Annotated in this window: 15 protein-coding genes, 1 pseudogene and 1 riboswitch; of the genes and pseudogenes, 14 read left to right on the top strand and 2 right to left on the bottom strand. The window is 54.6% G+C overall.

The genetic code is table 11. From position 1 onward, the window contains the following. Window positions 1–258: 258 nt before the first annotated feature. The 3 genes and pseudogenes from BN871_RS09680 (at window position 259) to BN871_RS09670 (ending at window position 5,789) form a co-directional block, all read left to right on the top strand. Window positions 259–2,214, top strand: a complete 1,956-nt coding sequence (locus BN871_RS09680; RefSeq protein WP_048745655.1) for a putative thiazole-containing bacteriocin maturation protein — start codon at window positions 259–261, stop codon at window positions 2,212–2,214. Beyond that, window positions 2,211–4,151, top strand: coding sequence for a TOMM precursor leader peptide-binding protein (locus tag BN871_RS09675; protein WP_021878917.1), 1,941 nt, complete (start codon window positions 2,211–2,213; stop codon window positions 4,149–4,151). Before BN871_RS09680 ends, BN871_RS09675 begins: the two co-directional genes overlap by 4 nt. A 56-nt stretch (window positions 4,152–4,207) precedes the next feature. Continuing rightward, a pseudogene (locus BN871_RS09670) lies at window positions 4,208–5,789 on the top strand (SagB family peptide dehydrogenase). 66 nt (window positions 5,790–5,855) lie between these two features. Here the strand turns inward: BN871_RS09670 and BN871_RS09665 are convergent. Further along, window positions 5,856–6,482, bottom strand: a complete 627-nt coding sequence (locus tag BN871_RS09665) for a hypothetical protein (RefSeq protein WP_021878919.1) — start codon at window positions 6,480–6,482, stop codon at window positions 5,856–5,858. 335 nt (window positions 6,483–6,817) lie between these two features. On the opposite strand from BN871_RS09665, the gene BN871_RS28955 reads away from it, so the two are divergent. The 5 genes from BN871_RS28955 to BN871_RS09645 all read left to right on the top strand — a co-directional run bounded on the left by BN871_RS28955 (window position 6,818) and on the right by BN871_RS09645 (window position 9,301). Continuing rightward, window positions 6,818–6,916, top strand: coding sequence for a YjcZ family sporulation protein (locus BN871_RS28955; protein WP_232312936.1), 99 nt, complete (start codon window positions 6,818–6,820; stop codon window positions 6,914–6,916). 119 nt (window positions 6,917–7,035) lie between these two features. After that, window positions 7,036–7,096: riboswitch (Fluoride riboswitch) on the top strand. Between the two features lie 71 nt (window positions 7,097–7,167). Continuing rightward, window positions 7,168–7,569, top strand: coding sequence for a CrcB family protein (locus BN871_RS09660; RefSeq protein WP_048745653.1), 402 nt, complete (start codon window positions 7,168–7,170; stop codon window positions 7,567–7,569). After that, on the top strand, window positions 7,566–7,925 hold the full coding sequence (locus BN871_RS09655; protein ID WP_049869152.1) for a CrcB family protein: 360 nt from the start codon (window positions 7,566–7,568) through the stop codon (window positions 7,923–7,925). The genes BN871_RS09660 and BN871_RS09655 overlap by 4 nt, the downstream gene beginning before the upstream one ends. Window positions 7,926–8,049: 124 nt before the next feature. After that, window positions 8,050–8,871, top strand: a complete 822-nt coding sequence (locus tag BN871_RS09650) for a MerR family transcriptional regulator (RefSeq protein ID WP_048745652.1) — start codon at window positions 8,050–8,052, stop codon at window positions 8,869–8,871. Window positions 8,872–8,974: 103 nt separating this feature from the next. Then, window positions 8,975–9,301 carry a hypothetical protein gene (locus tag BN871_RS09645; RefSeq protein WP_021878922.1) on the top strand — a complete coding sequence of 109 codons (327 nt, stop codon included), beginning with the start codon at window positions 8,975–8,977 and terminating at the stop codon, window positions 9,299–9,301. Window positions 9,302–9,767: 466 nt separating this feature from the next. Here the strand turns inward: BN871_RS09645 and BN871_RS09640 are convergent, their stop codons facing one another. After that, complete coding sequence (locus BN871_RS09640) at window positions 9,768–10,208, bottom strand: prepilin peptidase (protein WP_048745651.1); 441 nt, start codon at window positions 10,206–10,208, stop codon at window positions 9,768–9,770. A 136-nt stretch (window positions 10,209–10,344) separates the two neighbouring features. Here BN871_RS09640 and BN871_RS09635 point away from each other — a divergent pair, with 136 nt between their 5' ends. The 6 genes from BN871_RS09635 to BN871_RS09610 are packed head-to-tail and all read left to right on the top strand — an operon-like array spanning window position 10,345 to window position 16,371. Beyond that, window positions 10,345–11,724 (top strand): hypothetical protein, encoded by a 1,380-nt coding sequence (locus tag BN871_RS09635; protein ID WP_048745650.1) that lies wholly within the window; start codon window positions 10,345–10,347, stop codon window positions 11,722–11,724. Between the two features lies 1 nt (window position 11,725). Next, window positions 11,726–12,607, top strand: coding sequence for a hypothetical protein (locus tag BN871_RS09630; RefSeq protein ID WP_021878926.1), 882 nt, complete (start codon window positions 11,726–11,728; stop codon window positions 12,605–12,607). After that, window positions 12,580–13,407, top strand: coding sequence for a hypothetical protein (locus tag BN871_RS09625; RefSeq protein ID WP_021878927.1), 828 nt, complete (start codon window positions 12,580–12,582; stop codon window positions 13,405–13,407). Before BN871_RS09630 ends, BN871_RS09625 begins: the two co-directional genes overlap by 28 nt. 15 nt (window positions 13,408–13,422) lie before the next feature. Next, window positions 13,423–14,892 carry an ATPase, T2SS/T4P/T4SS family gene (locus BN871_RS09620; RefSeq protein ID WP_021878928.1) on the top strand — a complete coding sequence of 490 codons (1,470 nt, stop codon included), beginning with the start codon at window positions 13,423–13,425 and terminating at the stop codon, window positions 14,890–14,892. Continuing rightward, window positions 14,870–15,856: a hypothetical protein gene (locus tag BN871_RS09615; protein WP_048745649.1), complete on the top strand. Its 987-nt coding sequence runs from the start codon at window positions 14,870–14,872 to the stop codon at window positions 15,854–15,856. The genes BN871_RS09620 and BN871_RS09615 overlap by 23 nt, the downstream gene beginning before the upstream one ends. Next, window positions 15,853–16,371, top strand: coding sequence for a hypothetical protein (locus BN871_RS09610; protein WP_048745648.1), 519 nt, complete (start codon window positions 15,853–15,855; stop codon window positions 16,369–16,371). Before BN871_RS09615 ends, BN871_RS09610 begins: the two co-directional genes overlap by 4 nt. The last annotated feature ends 12 nt before the right edge of the window (window positions 16,372–16,383 follow it).

Raw genomic sequence — 16,383 nt, 5'->3', positions numbered from 1 at the left:
GCTGCGGAGGCTGCGCCGGATGTGCCCGCTGTGCCCGCTGCGGAGCTGCGCCCGCTGCGGAGGCTGCGCCCGTTGCCGGTAATAAGGCGGCTATAGCGTTAAATGAAGGTTCAAGACATCTCTGCAAACGCTTTTGGGTTGCAGGGGTGTCTTATTTCTATGCATGTGCTGGCATGACGGACAAATAGCCTTACATACCCTTATAAAGGACCTCATTTCTTATGAAAAGTTGGATTTCATCCTAAGGAGGAATGAAATTTGGATCCTTCTACGCGCTTTAAAGTGAGAGGAGATACTTTTTTTCTCCCCAGCTCGGACGGAAGCGTCTATTTCCGCAACAATATCGGTTCATTTCGGATGGAAGGCAGCACGATTGGTCAATGGATTGAAAAATTGATGCCTGTATTCAACGGCGAGCATACGATGCATGATTTAACGGACGGATTGCCGGAACAATACCGCAATCATGTTTATGAGATTGCAAAAGTATTGTATGCGAACGGTTATGTCCAAGATGTAAGTCAGGATCGCCCCCATCAGCTGGAAGAGCGTATTGTGAAGAACTATGGTTCTCAAATTGAATTTTTGGACAGCTTTGACGGGTCAGGCGCATATCGATTTCAATTGTATCGTCAGTCCAGCGTGCTTGTTGTTGGAGCTGGCACTTTTTTGGTTTCGCTTGTCAAATCATTATTCGAGTCCGGATTGCCGCAATTCGGCTTGCTGAGCCTGAACTCGGAAACGGCGGACCGAAAACGGATTTTGGAGCTGGAGCAGCATTATCGCAAGTTGGATTCAGAGGTCAAGGTGGACGAGATCAGCTTGCCGAAGGACGGGGGGGTGGATTGGTCTTCGATTGTAGAGCCTTATGATGCGGTATTGTTCGTCTCGGATCAAGAAGGAGAGCCGGAGCTGAGATTGCTTAATGAAAGTTGCAGACAAAAAAACAAGGTGCTGCTGCCGGCTGTTATTTTTGGGCAGGCTGGTCTGGCGGTTCCGCTCTCGTATTCGAATTCGGAGGGTGATTGGGAATCGGCATGGCGCAGAGTCCATCATTCTGCCGTTTATAAGGATGCAAATATTCACGCTGCTTCGTCCATTGCGGAATCGCTGCTCGCTAACGTTATCGTCTTCGAATGGTTGAAAACAGCAGCAGAAGTAACAAAACCGGAGAAAAACAATAAGCTGTTTCTACTTAATCTAGAAACGCTGGAAGGGAATTGGCATTCGTTTCTTCCTCATCCATTGGCTGATGGTCGACGATTCATCGAGAGGATCGAAGCTGTCGAGCTGCAAGCAGGAGCGGATCCAGAGAAACGGGGTTCTAGTGAACTGCTGCCTTTCTTCAGTCAGCTGACATCAACGGAAACAGGCCTCTTCCATCTATGGGAGGAAGGGGAGCTGAGGCAGCTTCCGCTATCGCAGTGCCGTGTACAGCCTGTCGATCCGCTGTCCGTCGGCCCTGCGCTTCTTCTTCCTGAAAAGATTTGTAACGGTTATACGCATGAAGAGGCTCGCAGGGAAGCGGGTCTCAGCGGAATCGAAGCTTATGTGTCGCGTATGGCGGCGAATGTGCAGACCGATCAGGCTTATGAGGAAAGCGGACTATCCGACGTTCCAGGCTTCGATAAGATCACAAGCGTAGGTGCCGGCGAGACGATGGAGGAGGGCGTTTGCCGCGCCTTGCAAAAGTATTTGATGAATGCCCGGATCAAGGCATACGAAGCTCGCACACCGTCTATAAAGCTGGTGAAGCTGAGCCAGGTAGAGGATGAGCGATGCCGTTACTATATCAACGCCTTGACTGCGATGCAAGAATCGCCAACGTTCGGACTGGGCGAGGCAGTATCCGGTTTTCCTGTTGTGTGGCTGCAAGCCAACGGCCGCTGGTACGATGCCGCTGATCTCAATGTAACCCGGGCGCTGCGGAGCGTGCTCATGACTGCCCTGCTGGATGCTCAAAACAAAGCGGATCCATTGGCGGGGAAAGGGCATCATATGTCTTCCATACATGTAAAGGAAGCTGCAATGGACTCGATTTCAATCCCTGCCTGCGACCCATTGAAGCATCGGGAGGTTTTGCAGGCTGCTGTGCGGCATTTGAACCGCAGCCGCAAGCTTCTGCTCGTATTTGACTTGACTCCAGAGCCTTTTTTGAAAGAGAAGCTGGCCGGAGTATACGGCATCTCGCTTCGAGAGGAGGTTGAAGCGTGAGCGCTACTGTGGCGGTTGTTGGCGCGGGTCAGCTTGCGGACTATGTAAACGATCTATTGTCTGCAAGCTGTCAGCTTGCAAGAGTGAACAATATGGATTCCGAGCTGCCCGAAACGGCTGATCTTGCGCTCGTGCTTAGCGACGGCTGCGATTCAGCCTCGCATCTTAAGGCAGAGGAACTATTCAAGCAATCCGGTATACCGTGGCTGCGCGGTTTTGTAGCCTTTGGCGAAGGCGTCATCGGCCCGCTTGTCGTTCCTGGGAAAGCAGGCTGCTCGCAATGCGCTGATTTGCGGCTTTTAATGGCTGGGAACGATCGGAAGGACATGTGGGAGCTGCAGCACTTTATTAGGCAAGGGGAAGTTTTCTCCGATATATGGTCTTCTCGCAGCGGGCTATGGCATATGGCTCATCTGATTGCAGCAGAAGTCCATACCTTTCTTGCCTCAAATACGGCTCAAGTTGAGAATCATATCAAGCTCGTCCATTTGCAATCGCTCCATAGCTCAGCTCATTTTTATTTGCCGGATCCGCTGTGTGCCGTATGCGGGGGAATACCGGATGACTCTGCCACAGCTTCGCGAATAAAGCTGCAGTCCAGCCCGAAAATCAGCGGGAACAGCTACCGCACCCGTTCGATGGAGGAATTGAAGGCCGTGCTTTCCCATGATTATCTGGACAATCGCAGCGGTTTTTTGAATGCAAAAATGATCGACCTCATCTCGCCATTTGCTGACGCCAGCATTGTTTTACCAATGTTTTCAGGGGATGAAGGCTGCGCAGGGCTCACACATTCTTTTGCGGACAGTGAAATGACGGCGATATTGGAAGGTTTGGAACGTTATTGCGGCATATCGCCGCGAGGAAAGAAGACGGCGGTTCATGACAGCTTCAATCAGTTAACAGAGTCGGCGCTGAACCCCGCTCGAGTAGGATTCCATGACGCGGCGCAGTATGAGCGGCCCGATTTTCCGTTTCAACCCTTCGATCCAGACCGGAAGATCGACTGGGTGTGGGGATATTCGTTCCTTCAGGAGAAGCCTATTCTCGTGCCGGAACGGCTCGCTTATTACAGCTCCGGCTGCGGCCACGGATTTGTATATGAAACCTCCAACGGCTGCGCTTTGGGAGGAAGCTTGGAGGAAGCCATCTTTTACGGCATCCTGGAGGTTGTCGAGCGGGATTCGTTTCTGATGACGTGGTACGCGCAGCTGCCGCTCGTTCCGCTGGATCCCTGTTCCACAGGGGATTTGGAAATGAATCTGATGGTGGAGCGGCTGCGCGATGTTTTCGGGTATGAGGTGCATCTGTTCGATTCGACGATGGAGCACGGCATTCCAAGCGTGTGGGCGCTTGCCAAAAACAGGACGGATCAAGGCGTAAATATGATTTGCGCCGCCGGCGCGCATCCTGATCCTGTGAGGGCGGCAAAGGGCGCCATTCATGAGATTGCGGGCATGCTGCTTGCTTTCAACGAAAAGCTGGAGGCGAACCGCGAGCAGTACGAGCAAATGCTGCATGATCCTTTTCTCGTTCGGCAAATGGAAGACCACTCCATGCTGTACAGCTTGAAGGAAGCAGAAGAACGTCTGAATTTCCTGCTCGATCCTGATCGTCCCGTGATCTCCTTCCAAGAAGCGTTTAAACCAAAAGCATGGCATGCAGATTTGACCGATGAATTGAATCTTATTCTGCAAACATTCAGCGAGCTGAATCTCGAGGTGATCGTTGTCGATCAAACGACGCCGGAAACGCTGAGAAACGGACTTCATTGTGTGAAGGTGCTCATTCCCGGCATGCTTCCCATGACGTTCGGCCATCATCTTGTCCGCTTGACTGGCCTGGAACGGGTGCTGCGAATACCGGCAGAGCTCGGTTATGTAAAGGAACCGCTTCAGCAGGAGCAGCTTAATGGTTATCCGCATCCGTTTCCATAAGAAGCTTCTTCTCGTATGCGTTGGTTTCCTCGTGCTGGGAATTAGGAGGAGGAGAAATGAGCCTGAAGGCATTTTTGCACCAATTGCAATGCGAGCCTGACAAAACCAAGCCGCAGGATGCGGAGGTTGATTGGGAGAACGCGCCTCTGCCGTATAAGCTGTATCGTCATTTGCCCGTATTTTCGCTCGCTTCGGATGTGCCGCTGAGGCTAACGGGCAACCAAGGCGATGGGAAGCCGACAATTCGGAATATCGGGTATCTTCTATGGTATACCTTCGGTCTGGCACAGCTTAGTCAATCTGTTGTTGAGCAATATACGGGGGAACAATGGGAAAGCTCCTTGCAGCTTTGCAGACGGTTTGTCCCTTCAGGCGGAGGGCTGTATCCGAGCGAAATTTACCTGTATTTGAAGCTGGAGGAAATTCCGGACGGTATTTATCATTATGATGCGGCTCATCATCGGTTGATTTTATTGCGTGAAGGTCGATTTGATTCCTATGTAGGCAAGGCTCTAGGCGATCGTTGCGACGTAACGGGCTGCTTCGCAGCTGTTTTTGTATCCACTTTATTTTGGAAAAACTTTTATAAATACGATAATTTCTCGTATCGTCTGCAGGGACTGGACGCAGGTCTGGTAATAGGCCAGCTGCTCGAGGTGGCGAAGCGCTTCGACTTTGAGACGGGAGTGTATTTTCAGTTTCTTGACCGTGCCGTCAACCATTTGCTTGGATTGTCGGAGGCAGAGGAGAGTGTATACGCTGTAATTCCGCTTGCGGCAGATTCAACCATGGAATGGTTCCGCCATGACATCAGCACTAATAATCGGATGTCTTCAGCCGAATTATGCAGCGAGCTTCCGATCCTTAAGCACGATCACTATGTACGTTCAAAAAAAAGTATCGGACTATCCCATGCTGACCAAGCTGAACGAAGCATCCATAATGGATTCCGCCCTTTCATTCAAACAGCTGGGAAGAGAGCAACAGGCCGTCCATCAAGACGAGGGTCATTTTTTGCCTCAAATAGATAGGCTCACGTATGATTTGGCAGAGGCTTGCAGGCAGCGTTACTCGCCGGAAAATGAATTTGTATTGAAACCAGTGAGTCAGTCTGATTTGGCGGCACTATTGCAAGAGACCATGAGCTCCTATCGCTATCGAAACGATCTGGACGGTTCAATCCAGAGTCCGATGTCCCGCGTACAGCTGTATGGCTGCTTTTATGGCGTTGAAGGAATTCGCGATGGTTCCTATCATTATGATGGCATGGCGCATGCATTGCAGCTTGTTAAGGCTGGAGATCAAAGGCCGCGGCTTCAGGATGCGATGTCTTTGGATAACGTGAACTTATTCCAGGTTCCGCTGAGCTTTCATGTGGCGGGCGATCGGGGACATCTTCATGCCGAGCTTGGCTATCGCGGCTATCGGATTCTGCAAATGGAAGCGGGAATGCTGGTTCAGCGCTTGCTGCTCGCTGCTTGTGCATCCGGAATGGAGGGGCGTCCGCTGCTAGGGTTTGATGTCAATTCCATGAATGAGCTTTATGGATTGGCCCCGCTCGGACAAACGAGCCTGATCCAAATCCCGATCGGCCCATGCAGGAGCCGTTCGAGGCTTGAGGGCAGTCTGGCACCATAATGGATGTTGAGATAAAAAGGGCAGATTGAATGTCATTGCCAGTCAAACTGCCTTTTTTAGTTGAACTTAGGGTTGTTGATAGGCCGCCTTCTTCTGCGATTCGCCAGCCGGTTGGCAAGGAACGGGGACACAGAAGTGATGAGGATGAGGATGTATATACGTCATAGGATGCAGCCAAGCATGATGATAATCGTAGGATTCGAACTCCCATCCATCGTAAAGAGGATGGTAGTAATCGTGGAACATATGCTCATCCCACATTTCATCCATCATCGGGTGGTAATCATGCATCGGGTGGCATCCGTCCATCATCGGGTGGTAATCATACATCGGGTGGCATCCGTCCATCATCGGGTGGTAGTCATACATCGGGTGGCATCCGTCCATCATCGGGTGGTAATCATACATCGGGTGGCATCCGTCCATCATGGGGTAATAGCCATCCATCATGGGGTGACAGCCATACATCGGGTGGAAATCATGCATGGGGTGATAGTCGTGCATGTGGTGATAGTCGTGCATGTAAGGAAGGGATTGAATTTGACCAGAATCAACGCTGTTATGATAGGGGGAAGGAGCAGGCTGCTCATAAGCTTGAGGTCCCAAATTAGCCTGGCTCGGGCTTGATTGCATCTGTTGGTAATGCTCAGGCATAACAGCCGATTGTGGCATATAAGATTGATTGTGTAGCATGGTGTGCCTCCTTTTTGTCATACTCTACAATATGCTTTGAATGATAAAAGGGCACCTGTCCATATAAAATAGGCTGCAGTCTCCTTGTCGTCGACATGATCGCGTGATTTGAAAGCCAAATCCCCCAACCAGCCTAAAAAGAACTAAACAAGCTGGGATGGAATGGGGGCGCTTCGGGATTCGAGTCCCAAGGGCAGTTGCGTTCGCTCCCTGGCAGCCGTATTTATAAATCTACTAGACCCACCCTAGCATCAGCACAAATATACTACCCGTCCAAACATCTCAACGATTAGATTCATAAAGTAGGGTAGAATCAACGAGAGGGGGTATGAACAATGTCTGAAGCTGGATATGGCGATGCATTCAAAAGCCCAGCTGCCGTTTTGGTCCTGTTCATTCTGCTGGTCATCATCACAAAATCTTTCTGGTCCTAATTTAAGGTTATCCACGCAAAGAAAGATGCGGAACGATAGGTTCGCATCTTTTTCCTTCTTACTGGGGGAAAACGGAAAATCAGTTGACGCCGGCTGCATGCCGCGTATAAGATAATTTCAACCGCATAGGCGATGGAGTTCGCCTTTAAACGCCCAAGGGCTGATGACTCCTACCAGCGCTGCTTGCTGGTAGGGGTCTATTTTATTGCACTCGTTCAACATCTGGTCGACGAAAGAAGGAGAAGATCGAGATGATTTATATGCTGATGGGCATAGGAGGCACGCTTGGAGCGCTGCTGCGTTATAGCCTGGGCCAATGGGTCGGAACGGGGGGCAGCTCCCTCTTCCCATTCGGCACGTTGGCCGTGAATTTCGCGGGATGTTTCGTGCTCGCCTTCTTTTATACGGCGACGACGACCCGGTTCATCGTCCATCCGCATTTCCGTTCTTCGTTCGGAACCGGGTTTATCGGCTCCTTCACGACGTTCTCCGCCTTTTCCCGGGAAATGACGGAGCTGATGGGAACAGGACATTTGTGGACCGCCGCCTTGTATGCGGGTGGGAGTCTGCTGGGAGGCTTCCTGGTGACGATGGCCGGGGTGAAGCTGGGAACGTTCGAAAGAAATCAAGCGGGAGAGGAGCGAGGCCAATGACGTGGATGTATATCGGAATCGGAGGTTTCGCGGGAGCGATTCTGCGGTTCGTACTGATCGAGCTTGTCCGCAAGAGGAGCTCGTCCGGCTTTCCTTACGGAACGCTGCTGGTCAATCTGTCCGGCTCGTTTCTGATCGGCCTGCTGTACGGCGCTACCTCGGACTCGCGTCTGATCCTGCTGCTGGGCACCGGCTTCCTGGGAGCCTATACGACCTTCTCTACGTTCCAGTATGAGCTGGCCGGTTATGGGCGGATGAAGCAGTGGATGCCGCTGTTCGGGTATTTGGCCGTCAGCGTCGCGCTCGGCTTGCTGCTCGCCGCAGCCGGCCATTCGGCCGGCATGCTGCTGCGGTAGCCAGGCTGCGGGGGGGACAAGAAAAGCGGAGAAATGGCGGAAAGCGGAGAAGGGATTGACCTTCCCCCGGCGGCAATGTTTTAGAATGGATGTCGAGGCTCCCTATTGAATGGAGGTCAAAGCCATGCTTACGATCAGGCAGATGGCCGGCATCTTCGACGTGTCGGCAAAGACGCTTCGCCATTACGATTCCATCGGCTTGTTCAGTCCGCTTGCCGTCGGAGAGGACAACCGCTACCGCTATTACGGGTTCGAGCAGCTCGGCATGCTGCGGCGGATCATGTGGCTGCGCTCGCTTGGGGTCGGCCTGGACACGATTCAAGCTCTCAAAGACAGCGGAGACCTGCATGAAGATGAGTCCTTGGAGCCGCTGCTGAAGGAGCGTGAAGCAGCTATCCGAGGGCAAATGGAAGAGCTCGGCAAGCTGCTGGGCAAAGTCGAGGCGATGAGTGAAAGACTGCAGCAGAGCCGTAAACTCCGGGACGGGCCGAGAATCGTCGTCAAGGATGCCTTTACGGTCGTGGGGCTGGATTGGGATGCCCGGCAGCTGACGGAAGAGAATGGAATTCCACAGCTTTGGGAGCGCTTTTTGCGGCGTGCCCACGAGATTGCGGGCAGGGTGAATCCGAACGAGCTGATCGGATCCGGCGGCCCGCGCGAATCCGGGGTGTTCGGGTATATCGCGGGATTTGAGACCGCGGATGCCGGAGCGGTTCCGCAGGGGTTGACGGCTGTGTCCGTTCCGGCCTGTACCTACGCGGTATTTGAACTGGAGTGGAATCATGTACGAGAAGTACGACGACCGGTTCGGCGGAGCGGACGGGCGAATCGACATTCGGTGATTTTCCTTGGCTCGGCGGAAGCTCAGTGGAGCTGGCCAAGATCGAGCTCTTCCATGCGGAAGCGCTTCATGCCCTCATCAACCGGGACCGCAGGCAAAGCCTGAACGCGGTACGCAACATCGTCGGGCATTTGGAACGGGACTACTACAAGCGGAAAAGCGTATCGTGGGGAATCGTCGCTCCGGATGAACCGGAAGCTCTTGCCGGATGGATACGGTGCATTTCGATAAAAAAACGCGGACCGCGCTGCTTGCCGCCGTCTTGCCGGATCGGCCGGAGGAGCGGGAAGCGGCGGCGGCATGGATGGCTCTGACGGGCGGCGCTGTTCGGGCGTTGGGAGCGTATTTGTTCCATCATGTCCACGTGGAGGAAATTCGAGCGGAGCTGCCTCTGGCAAAGGAAGGGGCCATCGGCCTGTTGTCGGATTGCGGCTTCAGGATGAACGAGACCGTTCGGCGGGAGAGCGTCTGGCAGAACGGGGTCAAAGAGCCGGCCGACATGGCTGTTCTGGCGTGGCGGAACCCTGGCGAATGATGCGGGCCGCAACCTTGTGCAGCGGCAACAAGTGAAACCGTCAAGCTGAATCGATGGATTTCTTCCCTTTCCCTTTTCAGCTGAATGGCAATTTAGCTGAATGGCAATTTAAGCGATCCTGCATATGCAGGACCGCTTTTTTATTTGTCTACCTGCCAGGAACCTAAAAAGGATTAGGACCATGAGCACTTATTTCTTTTCCAAACTAGCTCTTTATCTTCATTTTCATGACGAATAGCATTAAATAAGAAGGAATTGGATAAAAAATCGTCGAAAGCCAGATGATCAGTATCGAAAGTAATTATTGAAATTCAAATAAATGTATATGATAGCAATAATACACATTTTATAGAGACTTTAATTAGGTAAGTAGAGATTTCAATCCAGGAAAAAAATAACGGTTTAAGTCGTTTTAACTAGTTCTAGAGCGGTTATAGGTAAATAATCACATATTTGTTTTTCTGCTTTAAAGGATTTCTTTCCAAACATAGCTGATTGCATATAACGAAAGAAATGCGGCGAGAACGAAGGGCGCGAATGGGACCGAAACGATCCGGCGTTTTATTCCGACTCGGACCAGAGCCGCGCAGGCAAGCGCCAAAAGACAGGCGGCCAGGAATACATACAGATTCAGCAGCCATCCTGCAGCTGCGCCCGTCGCGGCCAGCAGCTTGATGTCGCCTGCGCCGACGCGCCCCAGCCAGGAGCGCAGCAGCAGCAGCGGCAAGGAAGGCAGCAGGATGCCAGGCAAGGATTCCAGAGGCGTTCCGGACAGGAACTGGCGGCCTATGCCTGCCAGAAGCAGCAAGAGAAGCCATTTGTTTGGAATCCGCCTCCATCTGATATCCGCTACGGAACATAGAAGAAGCAGCAATAGGATGAATCCATCCATGAATACATAAGGCATGCCTTTGCCACCTTCAGGTCTAGAAATATTGAAGCTTGCGTTGGAAAAGAACGGCGCTATTCTCTCATATTGGCTGGTCAAGGTCAATGATAGAGATTTGCATAAAGATAGAATTCTATGACGCCAGGTGATTCGATTGAAAGTATTGCTCGTATCCGGTCTCTCGCACCGGTTTGCCGCGGCCTACGCGCCGAAACCCAAAGATATTCTCAACGTCGAAGAGCTCTTGCTGGGCAGCGTCCTGAATGGCCTCGAAGAAGCGAGACCTGACGTCGACGGCCTGTTGGTGACAGACGACGCCTTGACCGGAGATTCCGGCACAGACCGCCATCATCTGGAAAGAATCGCCGCCTGGATGTCCAGCAACCGGCCATCGGGGTTCCGATTGGTGCTTTTGCTCCGTCATGAGAGGCGGCTGAAGGGGATGGAACATCTTCTCCGCGCGTATTCAGGGCAGATCGTCACGCTCTCATGCCCATATCCCCGCATCCCGGCTTATATGTACCGGCAGGCTTTCGAGGCGCTCTCGGACATCAGGAACAACAAAGAAGCCGCCCGATCCGATCGGGAGCCTGCCGCTCAGCGGCGCCGGGAAGCCGAGTCGGAGCCCGACCGCAAAAAATCATTCCTGGACCGGTTCCGGCCCAAACCAAGGGAAGAGGCGCCGCTTGAAGCGACGGATCCTCTCGCCAGAGCATTCGACGGCATCGGGAGAGGCATCAGCCGGGCTGTCGCTGTGACCGGACACCGCGGCAGCGGAGTGACGAGTACTGCTGTCAATCTCGTCTCCGAGGCGGAGAAGCGGGGACTAAGCGCCTTCCTGATCGACCTCGATCTGGAGTACCGCAGCTCAAACATGTATTTCAGCCGCTTCCACGACGAGACCAAGAGGGACGAGGAACTTAATGCATCTTTGATCCGAACTCTCGCGAGGCCTCAGGATTACATGACGACCGCCTTTCCGGTCAAGGACAACCTCTGGCTGGCGGCGCTCGGTTATTCGTTCCAGGACCGCAAGCTGATCGAGCAGTTCTGCACCAGCTCCAAGCTGGTCGGATTGCTGTCGATGCTGCGGAACCGGTTCAATCTCATCGTGCTGGATCTGCCGATGGATCTGCTGCCCGCGTTCCGGGATGCGATGATTCACGTCGATGCCTTCGGGCTGTGCGTGCCCAACAATATCCACGCCGTGCTCAGCACGGCGCGCAATGCGGAGGTCGCGCTGAGCCGGGATGACGCGCTGTATATGAACGCCAAGTCAAAGGTCATCGTCACGAAATACAACGACCGCTCCAGGCTGCAGGGGGAGCCGTTCACGCCGGACAAGACGGCCGAGCTTCTCTCCTCCGGGCTCAGCGAAAGCTTCGGCTATGAGATGAAGACGGCCGGCTGCATTCCTTTCAGCCATGAGTTCGACACCCAGATTGAAACCGATATAACGGCGGTCCATTCCGGCAAGGAATACGAGAGAGCGTTCGGAGACCTGCTGCTGCGACTGATGGAGGGAGCCAAGTAAGATGGATTTGAGCACGATCAAGAGCGTTTCGCCCAACCGCAATACGTTCAAGAAAATCATGGCGCTGCTGTTCAGCCTCGCTGTCATCGCCGGTTCGTTCGTCGTCATCACCAATGCCAACAAGGCTGCCAAGGATACGGTCGACGTGCTGCGGGTCAGCGATAGCGGAGGCATTCCGGCCCATACCGTCCTGACGGAAAAGCAGCTGCAGAAATATGCGATCATCCGCAAGGAGTATACCGACGATATGGTGCTGGCTGAGCATATGGACGAGGCTGTCGGCAAATTCAGCAAGTATTACCTGCGCGGCAACGGCGTTCTCTACAAGGATCAGCTGGCCGCCGAGGTGCCGAAGAAAAACGAATGGCTGTACAAGCTGGACGACAAGCAGGAGGTGCTGACGCTCCCCTACAACTTTCTCGAAGCCGGCGGCGACATCCTGATGCCGGGCGACCGCGTCCGGATCCGGGTATCCTATGAGGTCGACAAGCCTGCGGCCAGCAATCCCAACGACATCTACAGCGTGTCCCAGGGCAAGACGACCAAGACCGAGGTGCTGTTCGACAGCATTGTCGTCAAGGATATGCTGAACGGCAACAGCCACTCCATTTACGAAGTGTACAAGGAAGTGCTGAAGCTGAGCGAGGACAAGCGCCAGACCGTCATGAAAAGCGAGGATTTCCTCAAGAACATCCAGCCGAGAGCCTTGCTCCTGGAAGGCTCCAGCGACCAGATCAACTACTATGCGAAGTTCAAGAGCATGGAGAACAAGTCCCTGCTGATCACGATCCTCAGCCGCAGCGACAGCCAGGCGATCGTAGACCAGCTGCCGACGCTGCAGAACGAGGTGGAGTCGTGGATCGACAAGCAGAACGGAAATTAGGAGGCATCTTTCAAAAGCTCAGCCCGACCGATCTCGTCGGAGCGGAGCTGCAGGACAGCCGGCTGATCTACAGCGTCGTCGGCTTCATGCCGGCGAGCGATTTTACGGACAACGCGCTGCTCATCAGCAATCTGGCTTATCTGCTGTCGCAGAAGGGGCTCAATACCTGCGTGGTCGACCTCAAGGTGTTCTATCCGAATCTCTATCAATACTTCGATGTCAAGCCGAACAAGCGGGGCGGCGGGCTGATCCGGGTGCTCAAGAGCGACAAGGCCGACTTTCGCGACGAGCTGATCCAGACCAGGCACGAGCGGCTGTACCTGCTGTCGCCCAGCCCTTACGACCTGATCGAAGAATATTTCGACTTCGAGTTCGAGCATCTGGAGCGGGTCATCGAGACGCTTAAGGGGATGTTCGACATCATCCTGCTGGATATCCCGAACATCCCGGCTCTGGAGCTCAGCGTGGGCGCGATGAAGTATTGCCATGTCGGCTTCTTCACCGGCTCGGAGCGGGTCGACGTCGCGGGCAACATCATGAAGATGCTCGACTATGTCTCCTCGATCGGCATCAGCACGGCCAAGTTCACAAGCGTGATCCTCATGAACCTGCAGAACCTGCCGTTCGATCACAAAGTGCTCGGCGACTTCGGGCTCAAGATCGCAGCGGCGCTGCCGCTCGTCAAAGGCGCTGCCGGCGGGGTGCTGGAGGGCAAGCTGTACGTGAAGGATACGACACTGATGAACAAATATTTCCTGCGCGAGATGCGCAAGCTGGCCGATCTGCTCGGAAGCCAATAGAGGGGGAGGAAAGTCATGCTTACGCGCGCCAAGGTCAGCGAGCTGCAGCAGAGAGTGTCCCATCAGGCGCAGAGCGCCGAGGATATGGAGGACCTGAAAAGCAAGTATACGACGATCACCTTCGACGAGGTGCTCGAGCTGTGCCAGAAGTACATCACCAAGATCGCGACGCATGCTTTCCGCCGCGAGAGCGATCCCGGGCGCAAGCGGGAGATGACGAAGTCCTACATCAACGAGTTCGTCGATTCCCAGCGTCCAACGGTCGAGGGCCACTACGATCTGCTTTCGCTCAAGCAGGCGCTTGTCGACGAGATCACCCACTATGGGCCGATCACCAAGGCGATGGAGGATCCGGCGATCGACGAGATCCGGGCGAACGGCCCGGAGCAGATCTTCGTCGAGAGCGGAGGCAAGTCGCTCGCCTGGGATCAGCATTTCAGCGACCGGGAGCATATGGAGCGGATCATATCCAAGCTGATCGGCGTCTCCAAGGTGAGGCTGACTCCGAAGATTCCGATGGTCAACGCCCGCACGATCGAGGGTTACCGGGTCAACGCGACCCATGCGGAAATCTCGCCTTACGACATGCCGGCCTTTGTCATCCGGAAGTTCAGCAAGAAGTCGGTCACGCCGGAGATGATGATCCAGAACGAATCGTTCTCGGCCAACATGTTCAAGCTGCTGTCGCTCATCCCCAAGGCGGATCTCTCCTGGATCACGGTCGGGCCGACAGGCAGCGGCAAGACGACTCTGAACGAGGTGCTGATCAAGGAGATCAATCCGCTGTCGCGCATCATTACGATCGAGAATCCTTCGGAGATGAGGCTGCTGCGCAGAGAAGGCGGCACCGATCACGGACGTGTCATCAACGACGTGCTCCAGTACGAATCGGTGCCGGACGAGGATGACTCCAGCCCGGCGACGATGGAGAATCTGCTCATCAACGCGATGCGGCAGTCGCCGCACTGGATCGGTCCGGGCGAGCTGCGGACGCCGGGCGAGTTCGCGACTGCGCTGCGTGCCGCGCAGACGGGACACTACTTCTTCACCACGCTGCATGCCGAGGGCGACAGGGAAGCGATCTACCGGTTCCTGACCGCTTACCTCATGGCCTCCAACGAGCCGGCGGAGCTGGCGCTGAGGAATATATGCACGGCGGTCAAGTTTGTCATCTTCCAAGAGAAGCTGGCCGACGGCACGCGCAAGGTGACCTCCATATCCGAGATTCTCGGCTCCGAGGGGCTGGAGCCGATCGTGAACCCGATCTACAAGTTCATCTCGGAGGATGTGCTGGAGGAGAAGGGCACGCACCGGGTGCTCAAGATCGTCGGCAAGCATAAGCGCGTCGGCATGCTGTCGGAGAAGGTGCAGCAGTCCATGCTCAAGGCGGGCATCAAGCGCAGCCGCTTCGACTTCCTGACCCGGATGCCGGACGACAACGAGACAGAGAGGTATGTGCCGGATGAATACGACGCTTCTCGTTAGCCTGTTTCTCGGCATCGGCGCCTTCGTGCTCTTCAATGCGGTGTTCGAGGTCCGCTTCTTCCAGGGTGCCGGCCGGTTCGTCCTGAATCTGGTCGACACGCTGGCGGAGCATCTCGGCCGCTACAACACCAGGCGTTATGTGGAGCGGATCAAGCGGGAGCGGATCGTGCGGCGCAAGGAGAACGTGTTCACCAAATACAACCGGCTGGCAGAGGAGCTGATCCTCGACTTCCGGCTGCCGCTGACGCTGGAGAGCTTCACCTCCCTCCTCTGCATCCTGTTCGCCCTGACGGCGCTCCTGATCGTGTTCTTCATGCAGAATGTGACGCTGTCGGTCGTCGTCACGATCTCGATCTTCATCGGGCTGCTGACCTACTTCGTCATGCAGTCCAAGTCGATCAAGGCGGAGCGGCTGGAGGCGATCATGGACGCCGAGGACATCATCTGTCCGCTGGCGCGCGACGGGGTGCTGGTCGCGATCAAGAAGGTGATGGCGACGGAAGAATACATACGCCCTGCTCTCCGGCCTTACTTCCAGCAGTTCATCGACAACTGCGAGAACAACGGCTATTCGTTCAAGCAGGCCATCCTGCTGCTGAACCGGCAGCTTGGCCCCAAGTTCGACAACTTCACGAAGAAGGCCATCACATTCGAGTACAACGAGCGCAAGGGGATGGCGGATATCTTCCTCGACATCGTCGACGAAAACGCCGTGCTTCGCGAGATCAACGTCCGCAAGGATCGAATCTTCCGCAAGATGAACCGCGATTTCCTGCTCAAGACGCTGATCATCGTCCTGTTCTTCTTTTACGCTCTGTCTGTGCCCGACTTCCGGGAATTCATGCTCCATACGTCAGCAGGCAAAGTGATCAACTCCCTGCTCGTCAGCGTCATCTGCATCAGCTTCGCCCGCTGCCAGGCGCTGCAGGGCAATCTCGGGCCGGGAGGCGGTGGGGCCAAATGATCGCAATCGCCAAAATAAGCGCGCTGATCTCGGTGCTGTACATTGTCAAAGCGTTCTTGTATCCGATGTTCCGGCCGGTCAACCGGCGGCAGAAGCAGCGCGCCCGCCGGCTGCTCAAGGAACGGCGGAGCGAGGCGAGGCGCGCCCGGTTCCAGCTGTTCAAGAGCGGAACGGCCGCCAGATATGCAGACCGTCTGATGGGCTCGCCGGAGCGGCTGCGGCTGCAGAAGCTGATCGATCGGCTCGATCTGGCGAAGAAGCCGGCGGAGATCCGGGTGGAGCAGCTGCTGTATTCGGGTGGAGCGGTGCTGATTACGCTGCTGGCGCTGAGCGCCAACCGGCTGATCGGGTGCGTGGCGGCCGTGCTGATTTTCCTCGGCTGGCTGTACCCGGCCTCCGAGCTGGAAAAGAAGATCGAGCGCAAGAACCGCAACATCGCGCTCGATTTCCCGGGATTCTACAGCATGGCGTATTACCAGTACGCCAAGTTCATCATTTATTTCACAARACCGTAAAGCGGAAATGGA

This window comes from Paenibacillus sp. P22 (genome assembly GCF_000469945.2).
In the GTDB taxonomy this organism is placed as follows: domain Bacteria; phylum Bacillota; class Bacilli; order Paenibacillales; family Paenibacillaceae; genus Paenibacillus_O; species Paenibacillus_O humicus.
The sequence above is the reverse complement of the archived record's forward strand: the minus strand, read 5'-3'. Positions and strand labels throughout refer to the sequence as shown.